This is a genomic window from Streptomyces sp. NPDC085524, from assembly GCF_044541755.1.
GTDB lineage: Bacteria > Actinomycetota > Actinomycetes > Streptomycetales > Streptomycetaceae > Streptomyces.
Genome location: NZ_JBITTH010000038.1, coordinates 18,668 through 42,522 on the forward strand (window position 1 = coordinate 18,668; position 23,855 = coordinate 42,522).

At 69.0% G+C, this 23,855-nt stretch carries 18 protein-coding genes, 1 tRNA gene and 1 pseudogene; 9 read left to right on the forward strand and 11 right to left on the reverse strand.

Annotation, left to right across the window (positions count from 1 at the left end; genetic code table 11):
* Positions 1-2 precede the first annotated feature (2 nt).
* The 8 genes and pseudogenes from ACIGFK_RS38275 (at position 3) to ACIGFK_RS38310 (ending at position 7,734) form a co-directional block, all read left to right on the forward strand.
* Positions 3-1,103, forward strand: a complete 1,101-nt coding sequence (locus ACIGFK_RS38275; protein ID WP_376658091.1) for a hypothetical protein — start codon at positions 3-5, stop codon at positions 1,101-1,103.
* The gene (locus tag ACIGFK_RS38280; RefSeq protein WP_400055541.1) at positions 1,100-2,203 is read left to right on the forward strand and encodes a hypothetical protein; all 1,104 of its coding nucleotides are present in this window, start codon (positions 1,100-1,102) and stop codon (positions 2,201-2,203) included. The genes ACIGFK_RS38275 and ACIGFK_RS38280 overlap by 4 nt, the downstream gene beginning before the upstream one ends.
* The gene (locus ACIGFK_RS38285) at positions 2,203-2,919 is read left to right on the forward strand and encodes a hypothetical protein (protein ID WP_376658093.1); all 717 of its coding nucleotides are present in this window, start codon (positions 2,203-2,205) and stop codon (positions 2,917-2,919) included. The genes ACIGFK_RS38280 and ACIGFK_RS38285 overlap by 1 nt, the downstream gene beginning before the upstream one ends.
* Positions 2,920-2,950: 31 nt before the next feature.
* Complete coding sequence (locus ACIGFK_RS38290) at positions 2,951-3,370, forward strand: ATP-binding protein (RefSeq protein ID WP_376658094.1); 420 nt, start codon at positions 2,951-2,953, stop codon at positions 3,368-3,370.
* Positions 3,371-3,631: 261 nt separating this feature from the next.
* Complete coding sequence (locus tag ACIGFK_RS38295) at positions 3,632-4,525, forward strand: peptidoglycan-binding protein (RefSeq protein WP_400055543.1); 894 nt, start codon at positions 3,632-3,634, stop codon at positions 4,523-4,525.
* Positions 4,526-4,590: 65 nt separating this feature from the next.
* Positions 4,591-4,803 (forward strand): annotated as a pseudogene (locus ACIGFK_RS38300) (hypothetical protein); the annotation flags it as partial.
* A gap of 119 nt (positions 4,804-4,922) precedes the next feature.
* Positions 4,923-5,180, forward strand: a complete 258-nt coding sequence (locus tag ACIGFK_RS38305; protein WP_376658096.1) for a hypothetical protein — start codon at positions 4,923-4,925, stop codon at positions 5,178-5,180.
* A 106-nt stretch (positions 5,181-5,286) separates the two neighbouring features.
* On the forward strand, positions 5,287-7,734 hold the full coding sequence (locus tag ACIGFK_RS38310) for a YfhO family protein (RefSeq protein ID WP_400055545.1): 2,448 nt from the start codon (positions 5,287-5,289) through the stop codon (positions 7,732-7,734).
* A gap of 66 nt (positions 7,735-7,800) precedes the next feature.
* Here ACIGFK_RS38310 and ACIGFK_RS38315 read toward each other — a convergent pair whose 3' ends face one another.
* From ACIGFK_RS38315 to ACIGFK_RS38365, 11 genes are all read right to left on the reverse strand, one after another.
* Entirely contained in the window at positions 7,801-11,700 is a 3,900-nt protein-coding gene (locus ACIGFK_RS38315; protein ID WP_376658098.1) for a DNA-directed RNA polymerase subunit beta', read from the reverse strand.
* A gap of 95 nt (positions 11,701-11,795) precedes the next feature.
* Positions 11,796-15,278, reverse strand: a complete 3,483-nt coding sequence (gene rpoB / locus ACIGFK_RS38320; protein WP_376658099.1) for a DNA-directed RNA polymerase subunit beta — start codon at positions 15,276-15,278, stop codon at positions 11,796-11,798.
* Between the two features lie 552 nt (positions 15,279-15,830).
* The gene (gene rplL / locus ACIGFK_RS38325; RefSeq protein WP_376658100.1) at positions 15,831-16,217 is read right to left on the reverse strand and encodes a 50S ribosomal protein L7/L12; all 387 of its coding nucleotides are present in this window, start codon (positions 16,215-16,217) and stop codon (positions 15,831-15,833) included.
* A gap of 110 nt (positions 16,218-16,327) precedes the next feature.
* Positions 16,328-16,858 (reverse strand): 50S ribosomal protein L10, encoded by a 531-nt coding sequence (gene rplJ, locus ACIGFK_RS38330; RefSeq protein WP_030026650.1) that lies wholly within the window; start codon positions 16,856-16,858, stop codon positions 16,328-16,330.
* A gap of 263 nt (positions 16,859-17,121) precedes the next feature.
* Positions 17,122-18,030, reverse strand: coding sequence for a hypothetical protein (locus ACIGFK_RS38335; RefSeq protein WP_400055548.1), 909 nt, complete (start codon positions 18,028-18,030; stop codon positions 17,122-17,124).
* Between the two features lie 41 nt (positions 18,031-18,071).
* Entirely contained in the window at positions 18,072-19,016 is a 945-nt protein-coding gene (locus tag ACIGFK_RS38340; RefSeq protein ID WP_400055550.1) for a hypothetical protein, read from the reverse strand.
* Positions 19,017-19,200: 184 nt separating this feature from the next.
* A complete protein-coding gene (gene rplA / locus ACIGFK_RS38345) occupies positions 19,201-19,929 on the reverse strand; it encodes a 50S ribosomal protein L1 (protein ID WP_376658103.1) in 729 nt (242 codons plus the stop codon).
* An 89-nt stretch (positions 19,930-20,018) separates the two neighbouring features.
* Positions 20,019-20,453, reverse strand: coding sequence for a 50S ribosomal protein L11 (rplK, locus tag ACIGFK_RS38350; protein ID WP_030154660.1), 435 nt, complete (start codon positions 20,451-20,453; stop codon positions 20,019-20,021).
* A gap of 169 nt (positions 20,454-20,622) precedes the next feature.
* Positions 20,623-21,534 (reverse strand): transcription termination/antitermination protein NusG, encoded by a 912-nt coding sequence (nusG, locus tag ACIGFK_RS38355; RefSeq protein WP_400055551.1) that lies wholly within the window; start codon positions 21,532-21,534, stop codon positions 20,623-20,625.
* Between the two features lie 83 nt (positions 21,535-21,617).
* Positions 21,618-21,899, reverse strand: a complete 282-nt coding sequence (secE, locus tag ACIGFK_RS38360; RefSeq protein ID WP_030388883.1) for a preprotein translocase subunit SecE — start codon at positions 21,897-21,899, stop codon at positions 21,618-21,620.
* 108 nt (positions 21,900-22,007) lie between these two features.
* A tRNA-Trp gene (locus tag ACIGFK_RS38365) sits at positions 22,008-22,080 on the reverse strand.
* Between the two features lie 204 nt (positions 22,081-22,284).
* On the opposite strand from ACIGFK_RS38365, the gene ACIGFK_RS38370 reads away from it, so the two are divergent.
* The gene (locus ACIGFK_RS38370) at positions 22,285-23,511 is read left to right on the forward strand and encodes a pyridoxal phosphate-dependent aminotransferase (RefSeq protein WP_376658105.1); all 1,227 of its coding nucleotides are present in this window, start codon (positions 22,285-22,287) and stop codon (positions 23,509-23,511) included.
* Positions 23,512-23,855 lie beyond the last annotated feature (344 nt).

Sequence of the window (23,855 nt, forward strand, 5' to 3'; positions counted from 1 at the left end):
CCATGCCCATCCGCTCCGCCTGGCTCCCCGTCACCGGCCAGACCCGCTCCGACACGCGCGTCACCTCCCTCGGCGCCCTCACCCCCACCTCCCCCGTCGCCACCCGCTCCGGCGTCCTGCCGGGTTCCAGCGACGGCAAGTACCGGATCTCCGGCTTCACGGTGAGCGGCACCACCGCGATGGGCGCGACCGTCTTCCCGGGCCGCGCCGTCATCCAGGGCACCGACACCCAGGGCGCCTACCCGGTCGCGCTGACCCAGACGCAGGGCCTGACGTTCGCCGACGGGCACGCCCAGTACGGCCGCATCGACCTGATCGTGATCCGGGTCTACGACGACGAGTACGACGCGTCCGGGCGCACCGAGGCCGTGGTCGAGATCGTCAAGGGCACTCCGGCGCCGGTTCCGGTCGCCCCCGCGGCGCCCGCGCTCTCCCTCCCCCTCTACACCGTCACGGTGCCGGCCGGCGCCAGCGCGGGCAACGGCGGCATCCCGTGGGCCGGCGCGCTCGCCGGCCAGCGCACGGCCACCGTCGCCGTGGGCGGCATCCTCCCGGTCACCACCGACGTCGCCATCGGCGCCTACCCGGGCCAGTACCGGGACATCGACGGCGGCCTGCAGCGCTGGGACGGCACGGCCTGGCAGCCGTACCCGGCCAAGCCGGTCTGGCAGAACTGGACCCCGACGTGGACCACCTTCACCGGCGCCGCGACGCCGTCCTTCGGCAACGCAGAGGTCGTCGCCCGCTGGATCCAGCAGGGTCCGACCGTCCACATGAACTTCGCCATCACCTTCGGCACGACGACCAACTTCGGCGCCGGCGCCACCAGCGCCGACAACTGGCGGTTCACCCTGCCGGTCAAGGCGGCGTCCGCGACCAGGTGCGTCGGCTTCGCCGACTTGACGATGGGTACCCGGGAGCGCTCCATCGCCCGGATCCGCTGCACGTCGACCACCTTCTTCGAACTGGAGATCGCCTCCGGCATGCCGTCCGGTGACCCGGTCACGGTCTCCGGCATCGCGGACGCCGTCAGCCCCTGGACCTGGGCGGCGGGCCACACCATCCTCGGCGCCGCCACCTACGAGGCGGCGGTCGCACTGTGAGCGTCCAGGCTCCGTACCGCGCGATCTTCTGCGATCTGCGCACCGACCAGACCATCGACATCCTGCCCCTGCGGGACGTCTCCGTCGACGACTACATCGGCAAGCCCGGCGCCCTGTCCGGCACCATCCCGGTGCCCGACGCCGCCATCGCCGCCCGGGTCGCCCGGATCGAGGAAGGCCGTACGGCGGTCTACCTGGAGCGCGGCGGCGACCTGTGGTGGGGCGGGATCATCTGGACCGGCACCCTGCAGAGCAGCGAGCGGGGCGTGGTCTCCCTGTCCATCCAGGCCGCGAGCTTCGATTCGTACGCGGCCCGGCGCCGGATCCGCGAGAAGATCGACATCCCTTCCACCATGGACGTCCTGGAGGCGGCGCGCCGGCTGTGGACCACGATGCAGTCCGCGGAGGGCGGTGACATCGGCGTCACGTACGGGGAGGAGAAGTCCGGCAAGTACCGTGCGGCCTCCTGGCTGGACGGCGACGAGACGCTGTACTCGGAGGCGATCGAGTCCCTGGCCGCGTCGGATGAGGGGTTCGAGCAGTACGTCTCGGTCTTCCGCGACCCGGACAACGGGGCCCGCACCCGCCGGCTGCGGCTCGGCAGCCCGCGCATCCACACGGGCGAGACCGATCTCGTACTGGACCGGCCCGGCGAGATCCTCTCGTACTCCTTCCCCCGCGACGCCACCCGCGGCGGCACCACCGCCCGGGCCCGCGGCGCCTCCGACAACGACAACCCGACCAAGCCTTCGAGGCCGAGGATCTCCGGCGAAGAGGTCGCCCACGACCTGATCAAGGGCGGCTGGCCGCGGATCGACCTGTCCTCGGACCACAACGAGGTCTCCGACGAGGACGTGCTGAAGTCCTTCGCCAAGGCCGAACTGGCACAGGCCCGCGGGGCCGTCGTCATCCCGGCGATCACCATCCGGCTGGGCGACATGGTGCCCCCGACGCTCCTCGGCCGGACCGCCCGCATCCGGATCACCGACGAGTGGTTCTCCAAGGGCCTCGACGCCCGCTACCGGATCATCGGCGTCAAGGTCACCCCGCCGGAGCGAGGCCGCCCGGACACCGCCGAGCTCTACCTTGAGGAGGCCTGATGCCCCAGCTGCCCGAGGACATCATCGACCGGCTGACCGCCATGGAGCGGCGGATCCAGCAGCTGTCCACGGCCGTCAACAACCGCCCCGCGCTCAACGCGGTGACCGACGGCACCCTGAAGATCGAGAAGGGCGGCAGCCTCTCGGTCCGGGAGCCCGGCAGCGGCAACCAGATCCTGGGCGTCGGCTACTGGTCCGACACCGAGTACGGAATGGAGATCAAGCGGCAGAGCGGCAAGACCGCCCTCAGCATCCGCAACGTCGTCACCGGCAACTACGACCAGGCCGTCCGCGTCTTCGACGCCTACGGCAACGAGGTCCTCTCCGACGACGTGGTCACCGGCGGCCTGGCCCGCCCCTGGCTCCCGATGCTGCCCCCGCAGGACCTCGGCACCGCCCGCTGGCCGCAGACCAACCAGACCGCGTGGACCGCCATCGCCCGGTCCTCCAACCCGATCTTCCAGCCGAAGATGCGGATCCAGATCGCCACCGCCGCCGCGGCCGGCGTCACCGGACAGATCCGGGTCATGGTCGACGACGTCCAGTGGGGTGACCCGGTCACCACCCCCACGTCCTTCGACCGCACCGCTGCGATCACCCCCGACTTCGGCGCCCGCTTCGCCAGCACGGCCAAGGTCGAGGTGCAGGCGAGGGTCACGGCGGGCACGGGGCTCGTCTACGCCCAGCCGCTGCTGATGTACGGCACCCAGAGCTGACCCGCGCCGACCCCCGCAAGGAGACCCGAACATGAACATCGACCCGACCCTGCCCTGGGGCATCGCCATCGACTACGCGGGCCGCGCCATCGTCACCGAGGCCGGCCACACCGTCCAGATCCGCGTGTACGACGCCGGCCTCGGCGGCAGCTTCGAACCGGACCCGGTCAGCGGCTACCCGGCCGTGTACGTGACCGCGCAGTTCACCGAGGACGGCGCCCTCGGGGCCCAGCTGCGCGGAGCCGGCCAGGTCGTCCTGTACCCGGCCGGCATGAACCCGGTGGCCCCCGACCAGACCGCCGTGGCCACGGCGGTCGCCGAGGCGATCGCCGACTTCGAGTCGCGCGTCGCCTCATACGCAGCCCTGTGCGCCCGCTTCACCCCGACGAAGACCCCGCCCGCACCCGCATCCAGCCCCACCGGGGCCACATCCAGCCCCGCCGGCGTTTGAGGCGCGGGGTCCGGGGCGGAGCCCCGCCAGCAGCACCCGCACCCTCCACCCCAGCCGGGCCCAAATCCAGCCCCGCCGGCGTTTGAGGCGCGGGGTCCGGGGCGGAGCCCCGGCAACGGACCCGCACCGGAAACGCCGGCCCGCCCCGCACGCCCCCACCCCGCACCCCGCACCCCGCACACACCAGCCCCGCGCCGCAGGCAACCGGCCCCGAGCCACCACCCCGGCGAGGGGCTTTCGCATGCCCGAAGGAGAGACACCATGGCCACTCCACTCACCGCCGACACCCTCCTGGCCGCGCTCCGCGCAGAAGGGGTGAACGTCGTCGAACACGACGGCTGGCGCACCCACAACCGCAACCACAAGGGCGCCTGGGGCCCGGTCAACGGCATCGTGGTCCACCACACCGTGAGCTCCGGCAGCGAGAGCAGCGTCGCCCTCTGCCGCGACGGCTACGACGAGCTGCCCGGTCCGCTCTGCCACGGCGTGATCGACAAGGCCGGCACCGTCCACCTGATCGGCCACGGCCGCACCAACCACGCCGGCCTCGGCGACGGCAGCGTGCTGAACGCGGTCATCGCCGAGACCTCCCTGCCCGCCCCCCGCCGCAACGACACCGACGGCAACGCGCACTTCTACGGCTTCGAGTGCGTGAACCTCGGCGACGGCAGCGACCCCTGGCCGGACGCCCAGCTCGACGCCATCGAGCGCGCCTCCGCCGCCCTGTGCCGCGCCCACGGCTGGCAGGCCGCCTCCGTGATCGGCCACAAGGAGTGGACCAACACCAAGACCGACCCGCGCGGCTTCACCATGGACGCGATGCGCGCCCGCATCGCGGCCCGCCTCTCGGGCCGGCCGTCCGGCACCGCCACCCCGGCCCCCTCCCCCTCCCCCTCCGCCCCGCGCTACCAGCCGTTCCCGGGCGCGGGCTTCTTCACCGCGGGCCCGAACTCCCCGATCGTGACCGCCATGGGCCGCCGCCTGGCCGCCGAGGGCTGCTCCGCCTACTCCGTGGGCCCCGGCCCCCGCTGGTCGGAGGCCGACCGCCGCTCGTACGCCCGCTGGCAGCGCAAGCTCGGCTACACCGGCTCGGACGCCGACGGCTGGCCGGGCCGCACCTCCTGGGACGCCCTGAAGGTCCCGTACTCCGGCTGACGCGCCCGCACCACGAAAGCCACGGAAGCCACGGAAGCCACGGAAGCCACGAAAGAAGGTCCCCCATGTCCGACGCCGCCAAGCGCACCCTGCGCACCGTCGTCCAGACCGCCCTGGCCATCGCCGTGCTCCTGCCGGCCGTCGTCGACACCTCCGGCATCCCCGCCACCCTCCCCTGGGTGGCCGCCGCCCTCGCCGTGGCCGGCGGGCTCGCCCGGGTGATGGCCGTACCGGGCGTCCAGGCCGTACTCCCCGGCTGGCTGCGCACGGAATGGCCGTACGACGCCGACCGCGCGCTCCTCGCCCTCGCCATCCGCGCGGACCGCAACGAGTCCGCGGACCGCGAGGGGCAAGGGCTCCGCGAGGGGCACGGGCTCCGCGAGGAAGGCGACCGCGCATGACCGACCCCGATCCGCTCTCCGTCGCCGTGGAGCTGGAGCGGCTGCGCGGAACCATGGAGTCCGGCTTCGCCCGGGTCGACGGTTCCCTCGCGCTGCTCGTCCAGCGCAGCGACCAGACGGACCGGCAGCTCGCCGATCACGAGACCCGCCTCGACGCCCTGGAACGCTCCCGCTGGCCACTCGCCAGTGTGACGGCGCTCGCAGCGGTCTCCGCGGTCGCCGTGACCGCCTGGCAGATCAGCGGCGGCCAGTAGCCCGCCCGTCCCCGCACCGGGGCGGCCCGCCCGGCGGGCCGCCCCCTGCCCGCGACCTAAACTGGCGGCTTGCCGTCGAGGAGCAGGGAGCAGGACATTGGCCACCGTGGCACCGGAGCCGACGACAGTCGGCTCTCCTCCCCCCGGCCCGGACGAACGCTCCCCCCGCCGCGCGGCCCGGCTCCGCGGGCCCCTGCTCGCCTTCCTCATCACCTCGGCCGCGTTCTGCGCGGCCTGGGTGGCGCGCGGCACCTTCCCCTTCGGCAACACCGGCCGGGCCATCAACGACCAGGCCAACCAGTACGTCCCCTTCCACCGGGCGCTGTGGGACCTCGTCCACGGCCAGGCCGCCGGCGACCTGCTCTTCACCTGGCGCGGCGGCTTCGGCCAGCAGTTCCTGTCCGACTACTACACGTACCTCGGCAACCCCTTCTCCTGGCTCGCCGTGCTCGTCCCCCGCGCCCACGTGGACCTGGCCGTCTTCGCGATCACCCCGGTGACGCTGGGCACCGCGGCCGCCGTGATGACGGTGTACCTCGGCAAGCTGCACCCCGGCCCGTGGTGGCAGCGGGGCGTGCTCGGAGCCACGTACGGGCTGTGCGGCTGGGCGCTGAGCGACGCCTCCTACATCCCGATGTGGCTGTGGGGCCTGGTGGCGCTGCCCATGCTCGGCATCGCCGTCGAGTGGTGCCTGGAGCAGCGGCGCTGGCCCGGCGTGGCCCTGCTCGTCGCGCTCGCCTGGTTCGGGAACTTCTACACCGCGATGATGGCGACGATGGCCGCCTGCATCCTGCTGGCCATCCGTCTGATCACCCTCGACCTGACGGGCGCCCAGCGGCTGCGCGCCCTGTGGCGCGCCGCGACCGCCGCCACCACGGGCATCCTCCTCACCCTCCCGTTCCTCCTCCCCTCCTTCCTCTCCAGCGGCTCGGCGCAGCCCACCGAGGCCGGCGCGTTCGATCCGGTCCGGATCGAGCTCCTCCTGGCGGGCATGCTCCCGGCGACCCACCTGTGGGGCGGCCGGCCCCGCCTGTACATCGCCTCCCTCGGCCTGATCCTGGCGGGCTCGTTCCTCCTCAACACGCGCATCAGGGCGAAGACCCGTCTGGTCTGGGCCGCGGCGACGGTCCTCGTGGTCGTCTCGTTCCAGTTCCCGCCCACCCAGTACGTGTGGCACGGCCTGGCGGTCCCGAACGGCAACCCGTACCGCGAGGCCTTCGTCTTCAGCGGCATGGTGGTGGTCGTCGCCTGGCTGGCCCTGGCCAACCGGCCGCGCCCCCTCCACCTGGCGCTGGCGACGGCCCTCCTCGTCCTGGCGACGTTCGTCCTGCGCCACGCCGACGACTTCGGCGGCTGGACCTGGCCCGCCGTCCTGGGCGGCGGCGCGGTCTCCCTGCTGGCCCTCGTCCTCCTCGCCCTGGGCGAGAAGCGCCGCCACCTCGTCCCCGTCGCCGCGGCCCTCATGATCGGCGTGGTCTTCGCCGAGTCGACGGTCGCCGCCTACAACGCGGACGTCCGCCGCGCCCGCGAGCGCTGGGCGAAGCCCACCGCCACCTCGAACCGGTCGGTCAACGAGCACTTCGACGCGGTGCGGCGCGTGGACGGCTGGCCCGCCTACCGGACCGACTCGGGCGCCCCTCAGACCTCGTACAACGACGCCCTCGCCCTCCGCGCCGAGGGTCCGCAGTACTACAGCAGCTACCTGCCCGAGGCCACTTTCCAGGCCCTGGAACCCCTCGGCTACGGCTACAAGAACGACGGCCGGACCGTCTTCGGCGCGGACAACCCGGTGCTCGACGCGATCTTCTCCATCGGCGCCCGCGTCCGCCCCGGGTCCGCCCCCGGCACCTGGGAGGGCTCCACCTTCCCCGCACCCCCGCTGGTGACCGTCCGCACCGCCCCCTACACCTCGCCCAACCCGGCCGACAGCGTCTGGGCCCGCCAGGAAAACGTCCTGGGCGCCACCGTCTACCAGGTCCCCGAGACCACCCGCGGCGGCAGCCCCACGGAGCAGACGTACGCAGCCCGGTGCACCCCCGGCTCCGAGGCCTTCTGGTACTCGCCCGCGATCCACGGCACCCTCACCTCCGACGGCACCGAGCGGCCCCTGGAAGACCTGATGACCGGGGTCACCCCCCTCGGCCGGGTCCCCGCATCGGGCCGGCTCGACGTCACCGTCAAGACGCAGACCAAGGACGCCACCGCCGGCACCCACCCGCTGGGCTGCCTGAACCGCACGGCCCTCGACACGGCGGTCCGCCACCTCACCACCACGGGCGCGACCAAGGTCGACATCGGCGGCCACGGCATCGAGGCCACCCTCCCACGCGGCACCACCGGCACCGCCGTCCTGGCGATGACGAACGTCCCCGGCTGGCAGTGCTCCGCCCCGGTCCGCGACTTCCACGGCCTGGTCTCCCTGGACCTCCCGGCGGGCACGGACAAGGTCTCCTGCACCTTCACCCCGAAGGGCCTCACCCCGGGCCTCGCCGGCGCCGCCCTGGCCCTGCTCACCCTCGTCTCCGTCACGATCGCCTCCCGCCGGCGCGCCTGACCGCCCCGACGAAGAAACCCCCCGCCGCTCCTCTCGGAGCAGCGGGGGGTTTCTTCTTACGAGCTCTTAGCCGTTGTACGGGCCGTAGTCGTAGTCCTCCAGCGGGACAGCCTGGCCGGAGCCGGTGCCGAAGGGCGAGTAGTCGATGTCGTCGTAGCCGACGGCCGAGTACATCGCGGCCTTCGCCTCCTCGGTGGGCTCCACCCGGATGTTGCGGTAGCGGGACAGACCCGTACCGGCCGGGATGAGCTTACCGATGATGACGTTCTCCTTGAGGCCGATCAGGGAGTCGGACTTGGCGTTGATCGCCGCGTCCGTCAGGACCCTGGTCGTCTCCTGGAAGGACGCCGCCGACAGCCACGACTCGGTCGCGAGCGAGGCCTTGGTGATACCCATCAGCTGCGGACGGCCGGAGGCGGGGTGACCGCCCTCGGTGACCACACGACGGTTCTCGGTCTCGAACTTCGACCGCTCGACCAGCTCGCCCGGCAGGAGCTCCGCGTCGCCGGACTCGATGATCGTCACGCGGCGCAGCATCTGCCGGATGATGATCTCGATGTGCTTGTCGTGGATCGACACGCCCTGCGAGTTGTAGACCTTCTGGACTTCGCCGACCAGGTGGACCTGGACGGCACGCTGGCCGAGGATGCGCAGCACGTCGTGCGGGTTGGTGGCACCCATGGTGAGCTTCTGGCCCACCTCGACGTGGTCGCCCTCGTGCACGATGACCTTGGCGCGCTTCGAGATCGGGAACGCCGTCTCGTCGCTGCCGTCGTCGGGCGTGATGACGATCTTCTTCGTCTTCTCGGTCTCCTCGATCCGCACGCGGCCGGCGGCCTCGGAGATCGGGGCGACACCCTTCGGGGTACGGGCCTCGAAGAGCTCGACGACACGCGGCAGACCCTGCGTGATGTCGTCACCGGCCACACCACCGGTGTGGAAGGTACGCATCGTCAGCTGGGTACCGGGCTCACCGATGGACTGGGCGGCGATGATGCCGACCGCCTCACCGATGTCGACCAGCTTGCCGGTGGCGAGCGAGCGTCCGTAGCAGAAGGCACAGGTACCGACCGCGGACTCACAGGTCAGGACCGAGCGGGTCTTGACCTCCTCGACGCCGTTGGCGACCAGGGCGTCGATGAGGACGTCACCGAGGTCGACGTTGGCCGGCGCGATGACCTTGCCGTCGATGACGACGTCCTCGGCCAGCATGCGGGCGTAGATCGAGGTCTCGACGTCGTCGGCCTTGCGCAGCACGCCGTCCTCGCCGCGAACGGCGATCTTCAGCTTCAGGCCGCGCTCGGTGCCGCAGTCCTCCTCGCGGATGATCACGTCCTGCGAGACGTCCACCAGACGACGGGTCAGGTAACCCGAGTCGGCGGTACGCAGGGCGGTGTCCGCCAGACCCTTACGGGCACCGTGCGTGGAGATGAAGTACTCCAGAACGGTGAGGCCCTCACGGAAGGACGCCTTGATCGGACGCGGGATGGTCTCGTTCTTCGCGTTCGACACCAGACCACGCATACCGGCGATCTGTCGCATCTGCATCATGTTTCCTCGGGCACCCGAGTCAACCATCATGAAGATGGGGTTCGTCTTGGGGAAGTTCGCGTTCATCGCCTCGGCAACCTCGTTGGTCGCCTTGGTCCAGATCGCGATGAGCTCCTGCGTGCGCTCGTCCTTGGTGATCAGACCGCGCTCGTACTGCTTCTGGACCTTCTCGTCCTGCTCCTCGTAGCCCTTGACGATGGCCTTCTTGGCCTCGGGCACGACGACGTCGGAGATGGCCACGGTGACGCCCGAACGGGTCGCCCAGTGGAAGCCGGCCGCCTTCAGGTTGTCGAGCGTCGCCGCCACGATGACCTTGGGGTAGCGCTCCGCCAGGTCGTTGACGATCTCGGAGAGCTGCTTCTTGCCCACCGAGTAGTCGACGAACGGGTAGTCCTCGGGCAGCAGCTCGTTGAAGAGCGCGCGGCCCAGGGTGGTGCGCAGACGGAAGCTGTCGCCCGGCTGGAACTCCTGCTCGCCCTCTTCGGCGACCGGCGGCACCCAGCCGCGCGGCGGGATGGTGCCCACCGGGAAGCGGATGTCGACGGACGACTGCAGCGCGAGCTCGCCGGCGTCGAACGCCATGGTCGCCTCGGCCGTGGAGCCGAACGCGCGGCCCTCGCCCTTGGTGTCACGGAGCTCACCGTCGGTGGTCAGGAAGAACAGACCCAGGACCATGTCCTGCGTCGGCATCGTGACCGGACGGCCGTCGGCCGGCTTGAGGATGTTGTTCGAGGACAGCATCAGGATGCGGGCCTCGGCCTGCGCCTCCGCGGAGAGCGGCAGGTGCACGGCCATCTGGTCACCGTCGAAGTCCGCGTTGAACGCGGTGCAGACGAGCGGGTGGATCTGGATGGCCTTGCCTTCGACCAGCTGGGGCTCGAAGGCCTGGATGCCGAGGCGGTGCAGCGTGGGCGCACGGTTCAGCAGAACCGGGTGCTCGGCGATGACCTCTTCGAGCACGTCGTACACGACCGTGCGGCCGCGCTCGACCATGCGCTTCGCCGACTTGATGTTCTGCGCGTGGTTCAGGTCGACCAGGCGCTTCATCACGAACGGCTTGAAGAGCTCCAGCGCCATGGCCTTGGGCAGACCACACTGGTGCAGCTTCAGCTGGGGACCGACGACGATCACGGAACGCGCGGAGTAGTCCACGCGCTTGCCGAGAAGGTTCTGACGGAATCGACCCTGCTTGCCCTTCAGCATGTCGCTGAGGGACTTCAGGGGACGGTTGCCGGGACCGGTCACCGGACGACCACGACGACCGTTGTCGAAGAGGGCGTCGACGGCCTCCTGGAGCATGCGCTTCTCGTTGTTCACGATGATCTCGGGGGCACCGAGGTCGAGAAGGCGCTTCAGGCGGTTGTTGCGGTTGATGACGCGGCGGTACAGGTCGTTCAGGTCGGAGGTCGCGAAGCGGCCACCGTCCAGCTGCACCATCGGACGGAGGTCCGGCGGGATGACCGGGACGCAGTCCAGAACCATGCCCTTGGGCTTGTTGCTGGTCTGCAGGAACGCGGAGACGACCTTGAGGCGCTTGAGCGCACGGGTCTTCTTCTGGCCCTTGCCGGTACGGATGATCTCGCGGAGGCGCTCGGCCTCCTCCTCCAGGTCGAAGGACTCGAGACGCTTCTGCAGCGCGGCGGCGCCCATGCAGCCGTCGAAGTACGTGCCGAAGCGGTCACGCAGCTCGCGGTACAGGAGCTCGTCGCCCTCCAGGTCCTGGACCTTGAGGTTCTTGAAGCGGGCCCACACCTCGTCGAGGCGGTCGATCTCGCGCTGCGCGCGGTCACGGAGCTGCTTCATCTCGCGCTCGGCGCCCTCGCGCACCTTGCGGCGCACGTCGGCCTTCGCGCCCTCGGCCTCGAGCTCGGCCAGGTCGCTCTCGAGCTTCTTGGCACGGCCTTCGAGGTCCGCGTCACGGCGGTTCTCGATCTGCTGGCGCTCGACGGAGACGTGGGCCTCCAGCGACGGCAGGTCGCGCTGACGGCGCTCGTCGTCGACGAACGTGATCATGTACGCGGCGAAGTAGATGACCTTCTCGAGGTCCTTCGGCGCGAGGTCCAGCAGGTAGCCAAGGCGCGACGGGACGCCCTTGAAGTACCAGATGTGGGTGACGGGAGCGGCAAGCTCGATGTGGCCCATGCGCTCACGGCGCACCTTGGCGCGCGTGACCTCGACGCCACAACGCTCACAGATGATGCCCTTGAAGCGGACACGCTTGTACTTGCCGCAGTAGCACTCCCAGTCCCGGGTAGGACCGAAGATCTTCTCGCAGAAGAGTCCGTCCTTCTCGGGCTTGAGGGTGCGGTAGTTGATGGTCTCCGGCTTCTTGACCTCGCCGTGCGACCAGGTTCGGATGTCGTCCGCGGTGGCAAGGCCGATCCGCAGCTCGTCGAAGAAGTTGACGTCGAGCACTGTGCGTCAATCCCTCTTTCGGGGTCGAGTCTCAATCATGGTCTGAACGGTCCCGGGGCGGCCGGGGGATCTGTCGGATCCCCCGGCCAGGCCCGTCAGACCTCTTCGACGCTGCTCGGCTCGCGCCGGGACAGGTCGATACCGAGCTCCTCCGCCGCGCGGAAGACGTCCTCGTCGGTGTCGCGCATCTCGATGGACATGCCGTCCGAGGACAGCACCTCCACGTTGAGGCAGAGCGACTGCATTTCCTTGATGAGCACCTTGAAGGACTCGGGAATGCCCGGCTCGGGGATGTTCTCGCCCTTGACGATGGCCTCGTAGACCTTCACGCGGCCGGTCACGTCGTCGGACTTGATCGTCAGGAGTTCCTGGAGCGCGTACGCGGCGCCGTATGCCTCAAGCGCCCACACCTCCATCTCACCGAAGCGCTGACCACCGAACTGCGCCTTACCACCCAGCGGCTGCTGCGTGATCATCGAGTACGGACCGGTCGAACGGGCGTGGAGCTTGTCGTCGACCAGGTGGTGCAGCTTCAGGATGTACATGTACCCGACCGAGATCGGGTCCGGGAACGGCTCGCCGGAGCGGCCGTCGAACAGGCGCGCCTTACCGGTCGGGAGCACCATGCGCTCGCCGTCGCGGTTCGGGATCGTGTGCTGGAGCAGGCCGGCCAGCTCGTCCTCACGCGCACCGTCGAAGACGGGGGTGGCGACGTTGGTGCCGGGGGCGACCTGGTCGGCGCCGATCGCCTGGAGGCGCTGCGCCCACTCGTCCGCGAGACCGGAGACGTCCCAGCCGCGGCTGGCGAGCCAGCCGAGGTGGATCTCCAGGACCTGTCCCGGGTTCATTCGGGACGGGACACCCAGCGGGTTGAGGATGATGTCGACCGGGGTGCCGTCCTCGAGGAAGGGCATGTCCTCGATCGGAAGGATCTTGGAGATGACACCCTTGTTGCCGTGGCGGCCGGCGAGCTTGTCACCGTCGGTGATCTTGCGCTTCTGGGCGACGTAGACGCGGACCAGCTGGTTCACGCCCGGGGGAAGCTCGTCGCCCTCCTCGCGGTCGAAGACGCGGACACCGATGACCTTGCCGATCTCACCGTGGGGGACCTTGAGCGAGGTGTCACGCACCTCGCGGGCCTTCTCACCGAAGATCGCGCGGAGCAGGCGCTCCTCCGGGGTCAGCTCGGTCTCACCCTTGGGCGTGACCTTGCCGACCAGGATGTCGCCGGCGACGACGTCCGCACCGATGCGGATGATGCCGCGCTCGTCGAGGTCCGCGAGGACCTCCTCGGAGACGTTCGGGATGTCCCGGGTGATCTCCTCGGGGCCGAGCTTGGTGTCACGGGCGTCGACCTCGTGCTCCTCGATGTGGATCGAGGAGAGGACGTCGTCCTGCACGAGGCGCTGCGACAGGATGATCGCGTCCTCGTAGTTGTGACCCTCCCACGGCATGAACGCGACGAGCAGGTTCTTGCCGAGGGCCATCTCGCCCTCTTCGGTCGCCGGTCCGTCGGCGAGGACCTGGGACTCGACGATCCGGTCACCCTCGTTGACGATGACCTTCTGGTTGACCGAGGTGCCCTGGTTCGAGCGGGAGAACTTGGCGACGCGGTACGTGGTGTACGTGCCGTCGTCGTTGGCGACGGTGATGTAGTCGGCCGAGACCTCCTGGACCACACCGTCCTTCTCCGCACGGATCGAGTCACCGGCGTCGACCGCACAGCGGTACTCCATGCCGGTGCCGACGAGCGGGGCCTCCGCCTTGATGAGCGGAACGGCCTGGCGCATCATGTTCGCGCCCATGAGGGCACGGTTGGCGTCGTCGTGCTCGAGGAAGGGGATCATCGCGGTCGCGACGGACACCATCTGGCGCGGGGAGACGTCCATGTAGTCGACGTCGCCGCCGGCGATGTAGTCGATCTCGCCGCCACGGCGGCGGACCAGGACGCGGTTCTCCGTGAAGCGCATCTCATCGTTCAGGGCGGCGTTCGCCTGGGCGATGACGAAGCGGTCTTCCTCGTCGGCGGTCAGGTAGTCGACCTCGTCGGTGACGACACCGTCGACGACCTTGCGGTACGGGGTCTCGACGAAACCGAACGCGTTGACGCGGCCGTAGGACGCGAGCGAGCCGATCAGACCGATGTTCGGGCCTTCAGGGGTCTCGATCGGGCACATGCGGCCGTAGTGCGACGGGTGCACGTCACGGACCTCGAAGCCGGCCCGCTCACGGGACAGACCACCGGGACCCAGAGCCGAGAGACGACGCTTGTGCGTCAGACCCGACAGCGGGTTGTTCTGGTCCATGAACTGCGACAGCTGGCTGGTGCCGAAGAACTCCTTGATGGAGGCGACGACCGGCCGGATGTTGATCAGGGTCTGCGGCGTGATCGCCTCGACGTCCTGCGTGGTCATGCGCTCGCGCACGACGCGCTCCATACGAGCCAGACCCGTGCGGACCTGGTTCTGGATGAGCTCGCCGACGTTGCGCAGACGACGGTTGCCGAAGTGGTCGATGTCGTCGGTCTCGACCACGATCGAACGGCCGGACTCGCCGATCGTCTCGGTCTCGCCGGCGTGCAGCTTGACCAGGTACTTGATCGTGGCGATGACGTCGTCGGTGGTGAGCACACCGGCGTCGAGCGGCTCGTCGGCGCCGAGCTTCTTGTTCACCTTGTAGCGGCCGACCTTCGCGAGGTCGTAGCGCTTCGGGTTGAAGTAGAGGTTCTCGAGCAGCGTCTGAGCGGCCTCACGGGTCGGCGGCTCGCCCGGGCGCAGCTTGCGGTAGATGTCGAGCAGCGCGTCGTCCTGGCCCTGGGTGTGGTCCTTCTCCAGGGTGGCGCGCATGGACTCGTACTCGCCGAACTCCTCGAGGATCTGCTCGGTGGTCCAGCCGAGAGCCTTCAGGAGGACGGTGACGGACTGCTTGCGCTTGCGGTCGATGCGGACACCGACCATGTCACGCTTGTCGATCTCCATCTCGAGCCAGGCACCCCGGGAGGGGATGATCTTGGCGGAGAAGATGTCCTTGTCGGACGTCTTGTCGATGGAGGAGTCGAAGTAGACACCGGGGGAACGGACAAGCTGCGACACGACGACACGCTCGGTGCCGTTGATGACGAAGGTGCCCTTGTTGGTCATGAGCGGGAAGTCGCCCATGAAGACCGTCTGAGACTTGATCTCTCCGGTCTCGTTGTTCGTGAACTCGGCCGTGACGAACAGCGGAGCCGCGTACGTGAAGTCGCGCTCCTTGCACTCGTCGACGGAGTTCTTCGCCGGCTCGAAACGGTGGTCGCGGAAGGTCAGCGACATCGACCCGGAGAAGTCCTCGATCGGCGAGATCTCCTCGAAGATCTCTTCCAGACCGGACTTGGTGGGGACGTCCTGTCCACTCTCAAGCGCCGACTCGACGCGAGACTTCCAGGCGGCATTGCCGAGAAGCCAGTCAAAGCTCTCGGTCTGCAGCGCCAGGAGGTTCGGAACCTCGAGCGGCTCCTTGATCTTTGCAAAGGAGATGCGCAGCGGGGCAGTGCTGGCACCGGTGTTCGTATTGGTCGAGGCGTTGCGCGAGGCGGCCAAGAGGGGGTCCTTCCGAGGGCTCGGACTCACTACGCGCGTACCGGTCCCAGCCGACACAGAAGACCAACCCCCTGATCCGGCTAAAAGGCCAGGTCAGGACGGTTCAACCAAGTGTGCTTCAGCGTGGGCATGTCCCTGGCGACGGGCAGGGGACAGCTAACAGGCAGCGCAAAGGGTCAGTGTAGCCACTCGGCTCACTGATGTCCAGACCAGGTTTCCGGAAACCGGCAACAGGCCTTCCCCATGTCGTAACGTCGCGACCCTCGTACTCAGAGTGTGCGTATCAGTACTGCCCTCTTCGGAGCCGATCCATGCCTCGGATTCTGGATCGAGGTGGTCGAGCTGCCGACGGGACTGAGAATTGCGCGCCTGGTCCCGTTCGTCAAGGCCCCCTGCTCCGTGCGGATCATCCTGGGACCCTGGCGCGGAGCAACGATGATCACCCTACTCCCCAACGACGCAGGGGCAAGTCAGGCACTGCGGGTACGCCAAAGGGCGACCACCCTTACGGGTGATCGCCCTTGGATGGGGCCTCAGAGGGCCCCGGAGGTGTTACTTGACCTCGACGGAGGCACCGGCACCCTTGAGGGCCTCGGCGGCCTTGTCAGCGGCCTCCTTGTTGACCTTCTCCAGGACGGGCTTCGGGGCGCCGTCCACGAGGTCCTTGGCCTCCTTCAGACCCAGGGAGGTCAGCTCACGCACGACCTTGATGACCTGGATCTTCTTGTCGCCGGCGCCCGCGAGGATGACGTCGAACTCGTCCTTCTCCTCGACGGCCTCAGCGGCACCGGCGCCCGGGGCACCCGGGGCGGCAACGGCGACGGCCGCGGCGGCGGTGACGTCGAACTTCTCCTCGAACGCCTTCACGAACTCGGAGAGCTCGATGAGGGTCATCTCCTCGAACTGGGCGAGGAGGTCTTCCTGAGAGAGCTTCGCCATGATGGGCGATCCTTCCACTAATTCGGCAGGTGCCGGATGTATATAGAGGCGGGCGTAACGGCCCGCTACGACCCACGCACTAGGCGGCGCGGATCAATGCGCGAGCCGAATTACTCGGCACCGCCCTGCTCGGCGAGCTTGACGCGAAGCGCTTCCGCGGTGCGGACGAACTTCGACGGCAGCGCCTGGAAGAGCGAGGCAGCCTGAGACTGCTTGCCCTTGAACGCGCCGGCCAGCTTGCTGAGCAGAACCTCGCGGGACTCGAGGTCCGCAAGCTTCTTGATGTCGTCGGCGGAGAGAGCCTTACCGTCAAGGACACCGGCCTTGATGATGAGGTTCGGGTTCTCCTTGGCGAAGTCACGCAGGGCCTTCGCCGACTCCACCGGGTCACCGGTGATGAAGGCGACCGCGGTCGGACCAGCGAAGTGCTCGTCCAGCGCGGTGATCCCGGCCTGGTTGGCCGCAATCTTGGTCAGCGTGTTCTTCACCACGGCGTACTGGGCGTTCTCACCAAGGGAGCGACGCAGCGTCTTGAGCTGCGCGACGGTGAGACCCCGGTACTCGGTCAGCACGGCGGCGTTCGAGCTCTGGAACGCGTCCGTGAGCTCGGCTACCGATGCAGCCTTGTTGGGCGTCGGCATGGTGCGTTCGCCTCCTTCCGGGTGATGAGGACCGCTCAGAAGGGGCTGACAAACAAAAACGCCCCGGCGTAGGCGCCAGGGCGTAGCTCGACCGAACGAAGTCGGGAGCTTTCCACAGTCACCTGCGCGGGTCGTCCGTAGTCAACGGATCCTTCGGCCACCACACCCTTGCAGGCACGGCAACGACCAGCGGTCTTTGGCTTCTGTGGAAGAGTACGCGAAGGGTTCCAGCCGAGGCAAATCGCCCTCGGGAGCCGGTCGGCTCAGGAACCGCCGAGGCCTCCCAGCCCCGCGTCCTTCAGCGTCTGGTCGGCCTCCTTCAGCTTCTCGTCGGACTCCTTGAGCGTCTTGTCCACGCCCTTGAGCACCTCGTCGAAGTCGACGACCTGGTCCGCCGGGGGCGCGCTGACCGGCTCGGTCGTGCCGTAGCCGGAGAACTTCGCCGAGACCTTCGTCGTGCCGTCCTTGGTCACCCGCGACGAGTCCACGCGGACCGGGTAGCCGTCCTTGCCGATCCACAGGTCCACGTCGATCGCGCTGTAGTCCTTCAGCGCCTCCTGGAGGGACCGGCGGTTCGCCTCCTCCATGACCTTGGTGGACTCGTCCACCGCGAGCAGCTCCGCGCCGGTCAGGCTGCCCTTGTAGTGCTTGGCCTCCACGCCGTCGGGCTGCTCGGCGCCCACCAGCGTGAGCTTCTGCTGGCCGAGGAGCAGTGCGAGGTACTCGGCCGGGTCGTCGCCCAGCCGGTGGCGCGGCTTCCCGTCCTTGTTCAGGTTCATCTTCATCCAGGACTTGCCCTGCAGGGGCTTGTCCATGTGGGTGTAGACGACGTCGCCCAGCATGACCTGGTTGCCGTCGGCCCCCTTGGCGTCGATGCCGGTGGCGGCCGGGTACCAGCCCTTCGTGCCGGTGAGCTGGTCGGCCTTGCCGTCGCTCCCCGTGATCGTCATGTCGTACCGGGCGAACTTGGCCGCCGCCGTCTTCACGTACGAGGCCTTCACCGCGTCGGCCGGGGTCTCGGCCTTCGCGGCGGCCTTCGCGCCGGGCTCCGCCCCGGCCCCGTCGGCCTTCTCGCCGCCGCAGGCCGTCAGCCCGCCCGCGAGCAGTGCGGCCCCGGCCGCGGCGACGCCGGCCCGGATCAGGACGTGCTTGTGCATCTGGTTCTCCCCCATGGTGGATCTTTCTCTGTGCTACCGAGGAACGCGCGGGCTGGTCAGGCCCCTGCGCCGGCCTTCCCGAGCCCCTGCAGCATGGCGACGAGGTCGAGCGTCTCGTTCTCCGGCGGGGCCTGGACGGTGGCCGCCGAGCCGTAGTCCGAGTAGTGGGCGTCGACCGTCATCGTTCCCTGGGGCGTGCCGATGCCGACCTTCATCTGGGCCGGGTAGCCGTCCTTGTCGACCCACACGTCCATGTCGTAGCCCTTGATGCCGGCCGTCTTCATGGCCTCGGTGAGCCTGGCCCGGTCGGCCTCGCTCAGCTCCTTGGAGTTCTGGTTGGCCGCGAGCATCTCTTCGAAGGTCAGGGTGCCCTTGTAGTGCGTGGTGTCCACGCCCTCGACCTTCTCCGCGCCGACGCTCTTCACGTTCGGCGAGGCGAGCAGCAGGGCGAGCTGCTTGGCGGGGTCCTGGCTCTGGTCCATGGAGCCCAGGCCGCCGAGCTTCTTCAGCGCCGCCGCGTCGCCCGAGCCCGTGCCGGCGGCGTTCATGTCGAGCTTCATCCAGCGCTTGCCCTCCATGACGGCGGACGAGGGCGAGTCGGCCGGGATCTCCATGAACATGACGTTGTTCGACATGATCATGCGCATGGTGTCGGCGCCCTTCCCCGGGGCGAGCGCGCCCTTCATGGTGATGTCCATGACGTTCGGGTCCCAGCCCTGCACGCCGGTCAGCTCCACGGTGCCGCCCCCGCCGAGGCTCGTCGGCATCGACATCGTCATGCGCACCTTGGCGGACTTCGCCGCGGAGGTCTTCTTGTACGCGGCCGCGAGGGCCTCGGTGGCGTTGCCGCCGGCCGCGGGCGAGCTCGGCTGCGCGGACGGAACGGCCCGCTTGCCGGCGTCGTCCTTCTTCCCGTTCTCGCACGCCGTGGCCCCGCCCACGAGCAGTACGGCCGCCAGGGCGGCTCCGACGGTCTTCTTCCGGTACACGGACGTGGACATGGAGGTCCCCCACCCCTTGTTGTCGATCACTTGCTCGGTCGACCATACGTTCCCGCACGGGCCCGTCGCGCGCCCGAAAGCACCGTGTCAGGGCGATGTGGCCATGAACACGGAAAACGGGCCCTCCGCCACCCCGGGAAGGGGGGCGAAGGGCCCGTTCAGCCACTCAGTGAGCCGGGAAGGCTCAGACAGCAGCCGGGTCTTCCTCGACGAGGAGGTTCCGGGTGCGGTTCGGGTCCAGCTGGATGCCGGGGCCCATGGTGGTGCTGAGGGCGGCCTTCTTGACGTAGCGGCCCTTGGCGGCGGACGGCTTCAGACGAAGGATCTCGTCCAGGGCCGCGCCGTAGTTCTCGACCAGCTTGTCATCGGAGAAGGAGACCTTGCCGATGATGAAGTGCAGGTTCGAGTGCTTGTCGACACGGAACTCGATCTTGCCACCCTTGATGTCGGTGACAGCCTTGGCGACGTCCATGGTGACGGTGCCGGTCTTCGGGTTCGGCATCAGGCCACGGGGACCGAGCACGCGGCCGAGGCGGCCGACCTTGCCCATGAGGTCCGGGGTGGCGACAACGGCGTCGAACTCGTTCAGGCGGTTGCCCTTGGCGATCTCGTTGATCAGCTCGTCGTCGCCGACAATGTCGGCGCCGGCGGCTTCCGCGGCCGCAGCACGGTCACCGGTCGCGAAGACCAGGACCCGGGCGGTCTTGCCGGTGCCGTGCGGGAGGTTCACGGTGCCGCGGACCATCTGGTCGGCCTTGCGCGGGTCGACACCCAGGCGGAAGGCGACCTCGACGGTGGCGTCGAACTTGGTCGTGGAGGTCTCCTTGGCGAGACGGACGGCCTCGAGCGGGGCGTACAGCTTCTCCCGGTCGACCTTGGCGTCCGCAGCGCGGAGAGTCTTGCTGCGCTTCACTTCTGCTCCTGTGTTTTGGCTTCAGGCATGGAGTCGTGGTGCGGACCAGCGCTTGGTCCTACCACTGGGTGGTGCTGGGGGTGGCTGGATCAGCCCTCGACCGTGACGCCCATCGAGCGCGCGGTGCCGGCGATGATCTTCATCGCGGCGTCGACGTCGTTGGCGTTGAGGTCGGGCATCTTCAGCTCGGCGATCTCGCGGACCTGGGCGCCGGTGAGCTTGGCGACCTTGGTCTTGTGGGGCTCGCCGGAGCCCTTCTCGATGCCCGCGGCCTTCAGGATGAGGCGAGCGGCCGGCGGAGTCTTGGTGATGAAGGTGAAGGTGCGGTCCTCGTAGACCGTGATCTCCACCGGCACGACCATGCCACGCTGCGACTCGGTCGCGGCGTTGTAGGCCTTGCAGAACTCCATGATGTTGACGCCGTGCTGACCGAGCGCGGGGCCGACCGGCGGAGCCGGGTTGGCCGCACCGGCCTTGATCTGGAGCTTGATAAGCCCCGTGACCTTCTTCTTCTTGGGAGGCATTGCTCTCTCCGGGTCCTAGTGAGAGTTTTCAGCCGCCGATCCGGTCATCCGGATGGAGGCATACCGCACCACGATAACGGGTATCGGTGCGGGGCTAAAAACCGAGCAGGTCAGACCGCCCTTTACGGGGCGATCTGACCTGTCCGGAAGCGTTTGGCCCAGAAGATCGTCAGTTCTTCTGGATCTGGTCGAAGCTGAGCTCGACCGGGGTCTCGCGACCGAAGATCTCGACGAGGCCCTTGACCTTCTTCGAGTCCGGGTTGATCTCGTTGATCGTCGCCTGCAGCGTCGCGAACGGACCGTCGGTGACGGTGACCGAGTCGCCGACCTCGAAGTCCAGGACCTCGATGGTGCGCTTGACGGCGGGGGCCGGCAGGCCCGCGGCCTCGGCGGCGGCCTTGTCGGCCTTCTCCTTGGCCTCCGGCGCGAGCATCTTGACGATCTCGTCCAGGGTCAGCGGGTACGGGTCGTAGGCGTTGCCGACGAAGCCGGTGACACCCGGGGTGTTGCGGACGACGCCCCAGGACTCGTTCGTCAGATCCATGCGGACGAGAACGTAACCGGGCAGCTTGTTCTGCCGGACGTTCTTGCGCTCGCCGTTCTTGATCTGGACGATCTCTTCCTCGGGCACCTCGGCCTGGTAGATGAACTCCTCGACGTTCAGCGAGACGGCACGCTGCTCGAGGTTGGCCTTCACGCGCTTCTCGTAGCCCGCGTAGGTGTGGATGACGTACCACTCGCCGGGGAGCAGGCGCAGCTCGTCGCGCAGGGCCTGGATGGGGTCGACGGGCTCGGCGGGCTCGGCCTCGACGGCCTCTTCGAGCTCGGCCTCGGCCTCGGCCTCGTCTTCCTCGTCTGCCTCGTCGGCAACCGGCTCGGCCTCGGCGTCGTCCTCGACCTCTGCGTCGACGTCACCCTCGTCCTCGACGTGCAGCGCGGCCTCTTCGGCGGCGACACCCGCCTCGGCGTCGGCGAGCTCGGCCTCGTCGGGGTCCACAGCGTCCGCCGCCTCGACGATGTCGAGCGCGTCCTCGACGGACTCGACGGAGTCGTGGCTCGCGTTCAGGTTCGGGTCAGACACGGTGGCTGCTTCTTCCTGGATACAAAAGGTGGTGGAACATGCGAAAACGGGCGACACCATCAAGGCGCCGCCCCCCGCGGGGATCAGCCGAAGACGAACTTGATGGCTTTCTCGAACCCAAAGTCAATCACGGTCACCAGACCGATCATGATGACGACGAAAACAATCACCACGGTGGTGTACGTCGTGAGCTGGTTGCGAGTGGGCCAGACAACCTTGCGGAGTTCCGCGACGATCTGGCGGTAGAACAGCGCGAGCCGGCCCAGAGGGCCCTTCTTGCCGCGCTTGCCGCCCTTTCGGGCCTTCTTCTCGCGCGTCTCGTCCTCGGCGTCAGGCATGTCGATGGAGCCCAGGGCGTCCGTCACGTCTCTCACCTGAATCCGGGTCGTGGCCGTACCGCGCCCGGTTGCGCCGCACGGCGTTGCATCGAAGTACGTACCTGCGCACACACATCCGAAGAGTGGAGTGTGGAGCAGGGCCGGAGGGACTCGAACCCCCAACCGCTGGTTTTGGAGACCAGTGCTCTACCAATTGAGCTACGACCCTTTGCGTCCCCCAACCTACCGCATCCGGACGAGTGCACGGAGTGCTCACGCTCTGCAGCGGTCGGCGAGGTCCAACGACAGGTGAGTGTACGTGAACCGGGCCCTGACGTCGAACAGCACCGGACCGGACGTCCTCCGGCCATGCTTCGGTCCGGTGACTGAAACGGTGTGCGGCGCCTGTTTGGCGTCTGGGACGATTGCTCGCATGACCTCTGCAACGCCTTCCTCCGAGCGCCGCGTCTCCGTCCGTATCGGCGCCATCTCCGAGTCCGCCACCCTCGCCGTCGACGCCAAGGCCAAGGCCCTCAAGGCCGCCGGGCGCCCGGTGATCGGCTTCGGCGCGGGCGAGCCCGACTTCCCGACCCCGGACTACATCGTCGAGGCCGCGGTCGAGGCCTGCCGCAACCCGAAGTACCACCGCTACACGCCGGCCGGCGGTCTTCCCGAGCTGAAGGCCGCGATCGCCGCCAAGACGCTGCGCGACTCGGGCTACGAGGTCGACGCGTCGCAGGTCCTGGTGACCAACGGCGGCAAGCAGGCGATCTACGAGGCCTTCGCGGCCATCCTCGACCCGGGTGACGAGGTCATCGTCCCGGCTCCGTACTGGACCACCTACCCGGAGTCCATCCGTCTCGCCGGCGGCGTCCCGGTCGAGGTCGTCGCCGACGAGACCACCGGCTACCGCGTCTCCGTCGAGCAGCTGGAGGCCGCGCGCACCGAGCGCACCAAGGTCGTCCTGTTCGTCTCCCCGTCCAACCCGACGGGCTCGGTGTACTCCGAGGCCGACGCGAAGGCGATCGGCGAGTGGGCCGCCGAGCACGGCCTGTGGGTGCTGACCGACGAGATCTACGAGCACCTGGTCTACGGCGACGCGAAGTTCACCTCGCTGCCCGTGCTGGTCCCGGCGCTGCGCGACAAGTGCATCATCGTCAACGGCGTCGCCAAGACGTACGCCATGACGGGCTGGCGCGTGGGCTGGGTCATCGCCCCGCAGGACGTGATCAAGGCCGCGACGAACCTGCAGTCGCACGCCACGTCCAACGTCTCCAACGTGGCCCAGGTCGCCGCGCTGGCCGCCGTCTCGGGCAACCTCGACGCCGTCGCCGAGATGCGCAAGGCGTTCGACCGCCGCCGCCAGACGATGGTCAAGATGCTCAACGACATCGACGGTGTCTTCTGCCCGACCCCCGAGGGCGCGTTCTACGCGTACCCGTCGGTCAAGGAGCTCCTCGGCAAGGAGATCCGCGGCAAGCGCCCGCAGTCCTCGGTCGAGCTCGCGGCCCTGATCCTGGACGAGGTCGAGGTCGCGGTCGTCCCGGGCGAGGCCTTCGGCACCCCCGGCTACCTCCGCCTGTCCTACGCCCTGGGCGACGAGGACCTGGTGGAAGGCGTCTCCCGCATCCAGAAGCTCCTCGCGGAGGCCAAGGCCTAGGCCTGACGCGGCCCGCAACACCCCCTGAGCGGCGCCCTCCCCTCCCGGGAGGCCGCCGCTCAGGCATGTCCCGGCGCGGGCCCGGCCGCTGCGCGGAGCAGGTCCCCCACCCGCCCGTCCGCCGTTCCCCGGGGCTCCGCCCCGGACCCCGCGCCGCGGGCAATTCCAGCCCGTCCGGCGTTCGAGGACCGGGGTCCGGGGGCAGCGCCCCCGGTCCTTCAGCCCCGTCGGCGCTTGAGGCGCAGGTCCGGGCAGCGCCCGGGGGCCCGCGCAGCGGTACGGCCCCGCCCCAGCCCCCGTGCATGCGTACGGGCAAGCCCCCAAAAGGTAAAACCCCCTCCCGC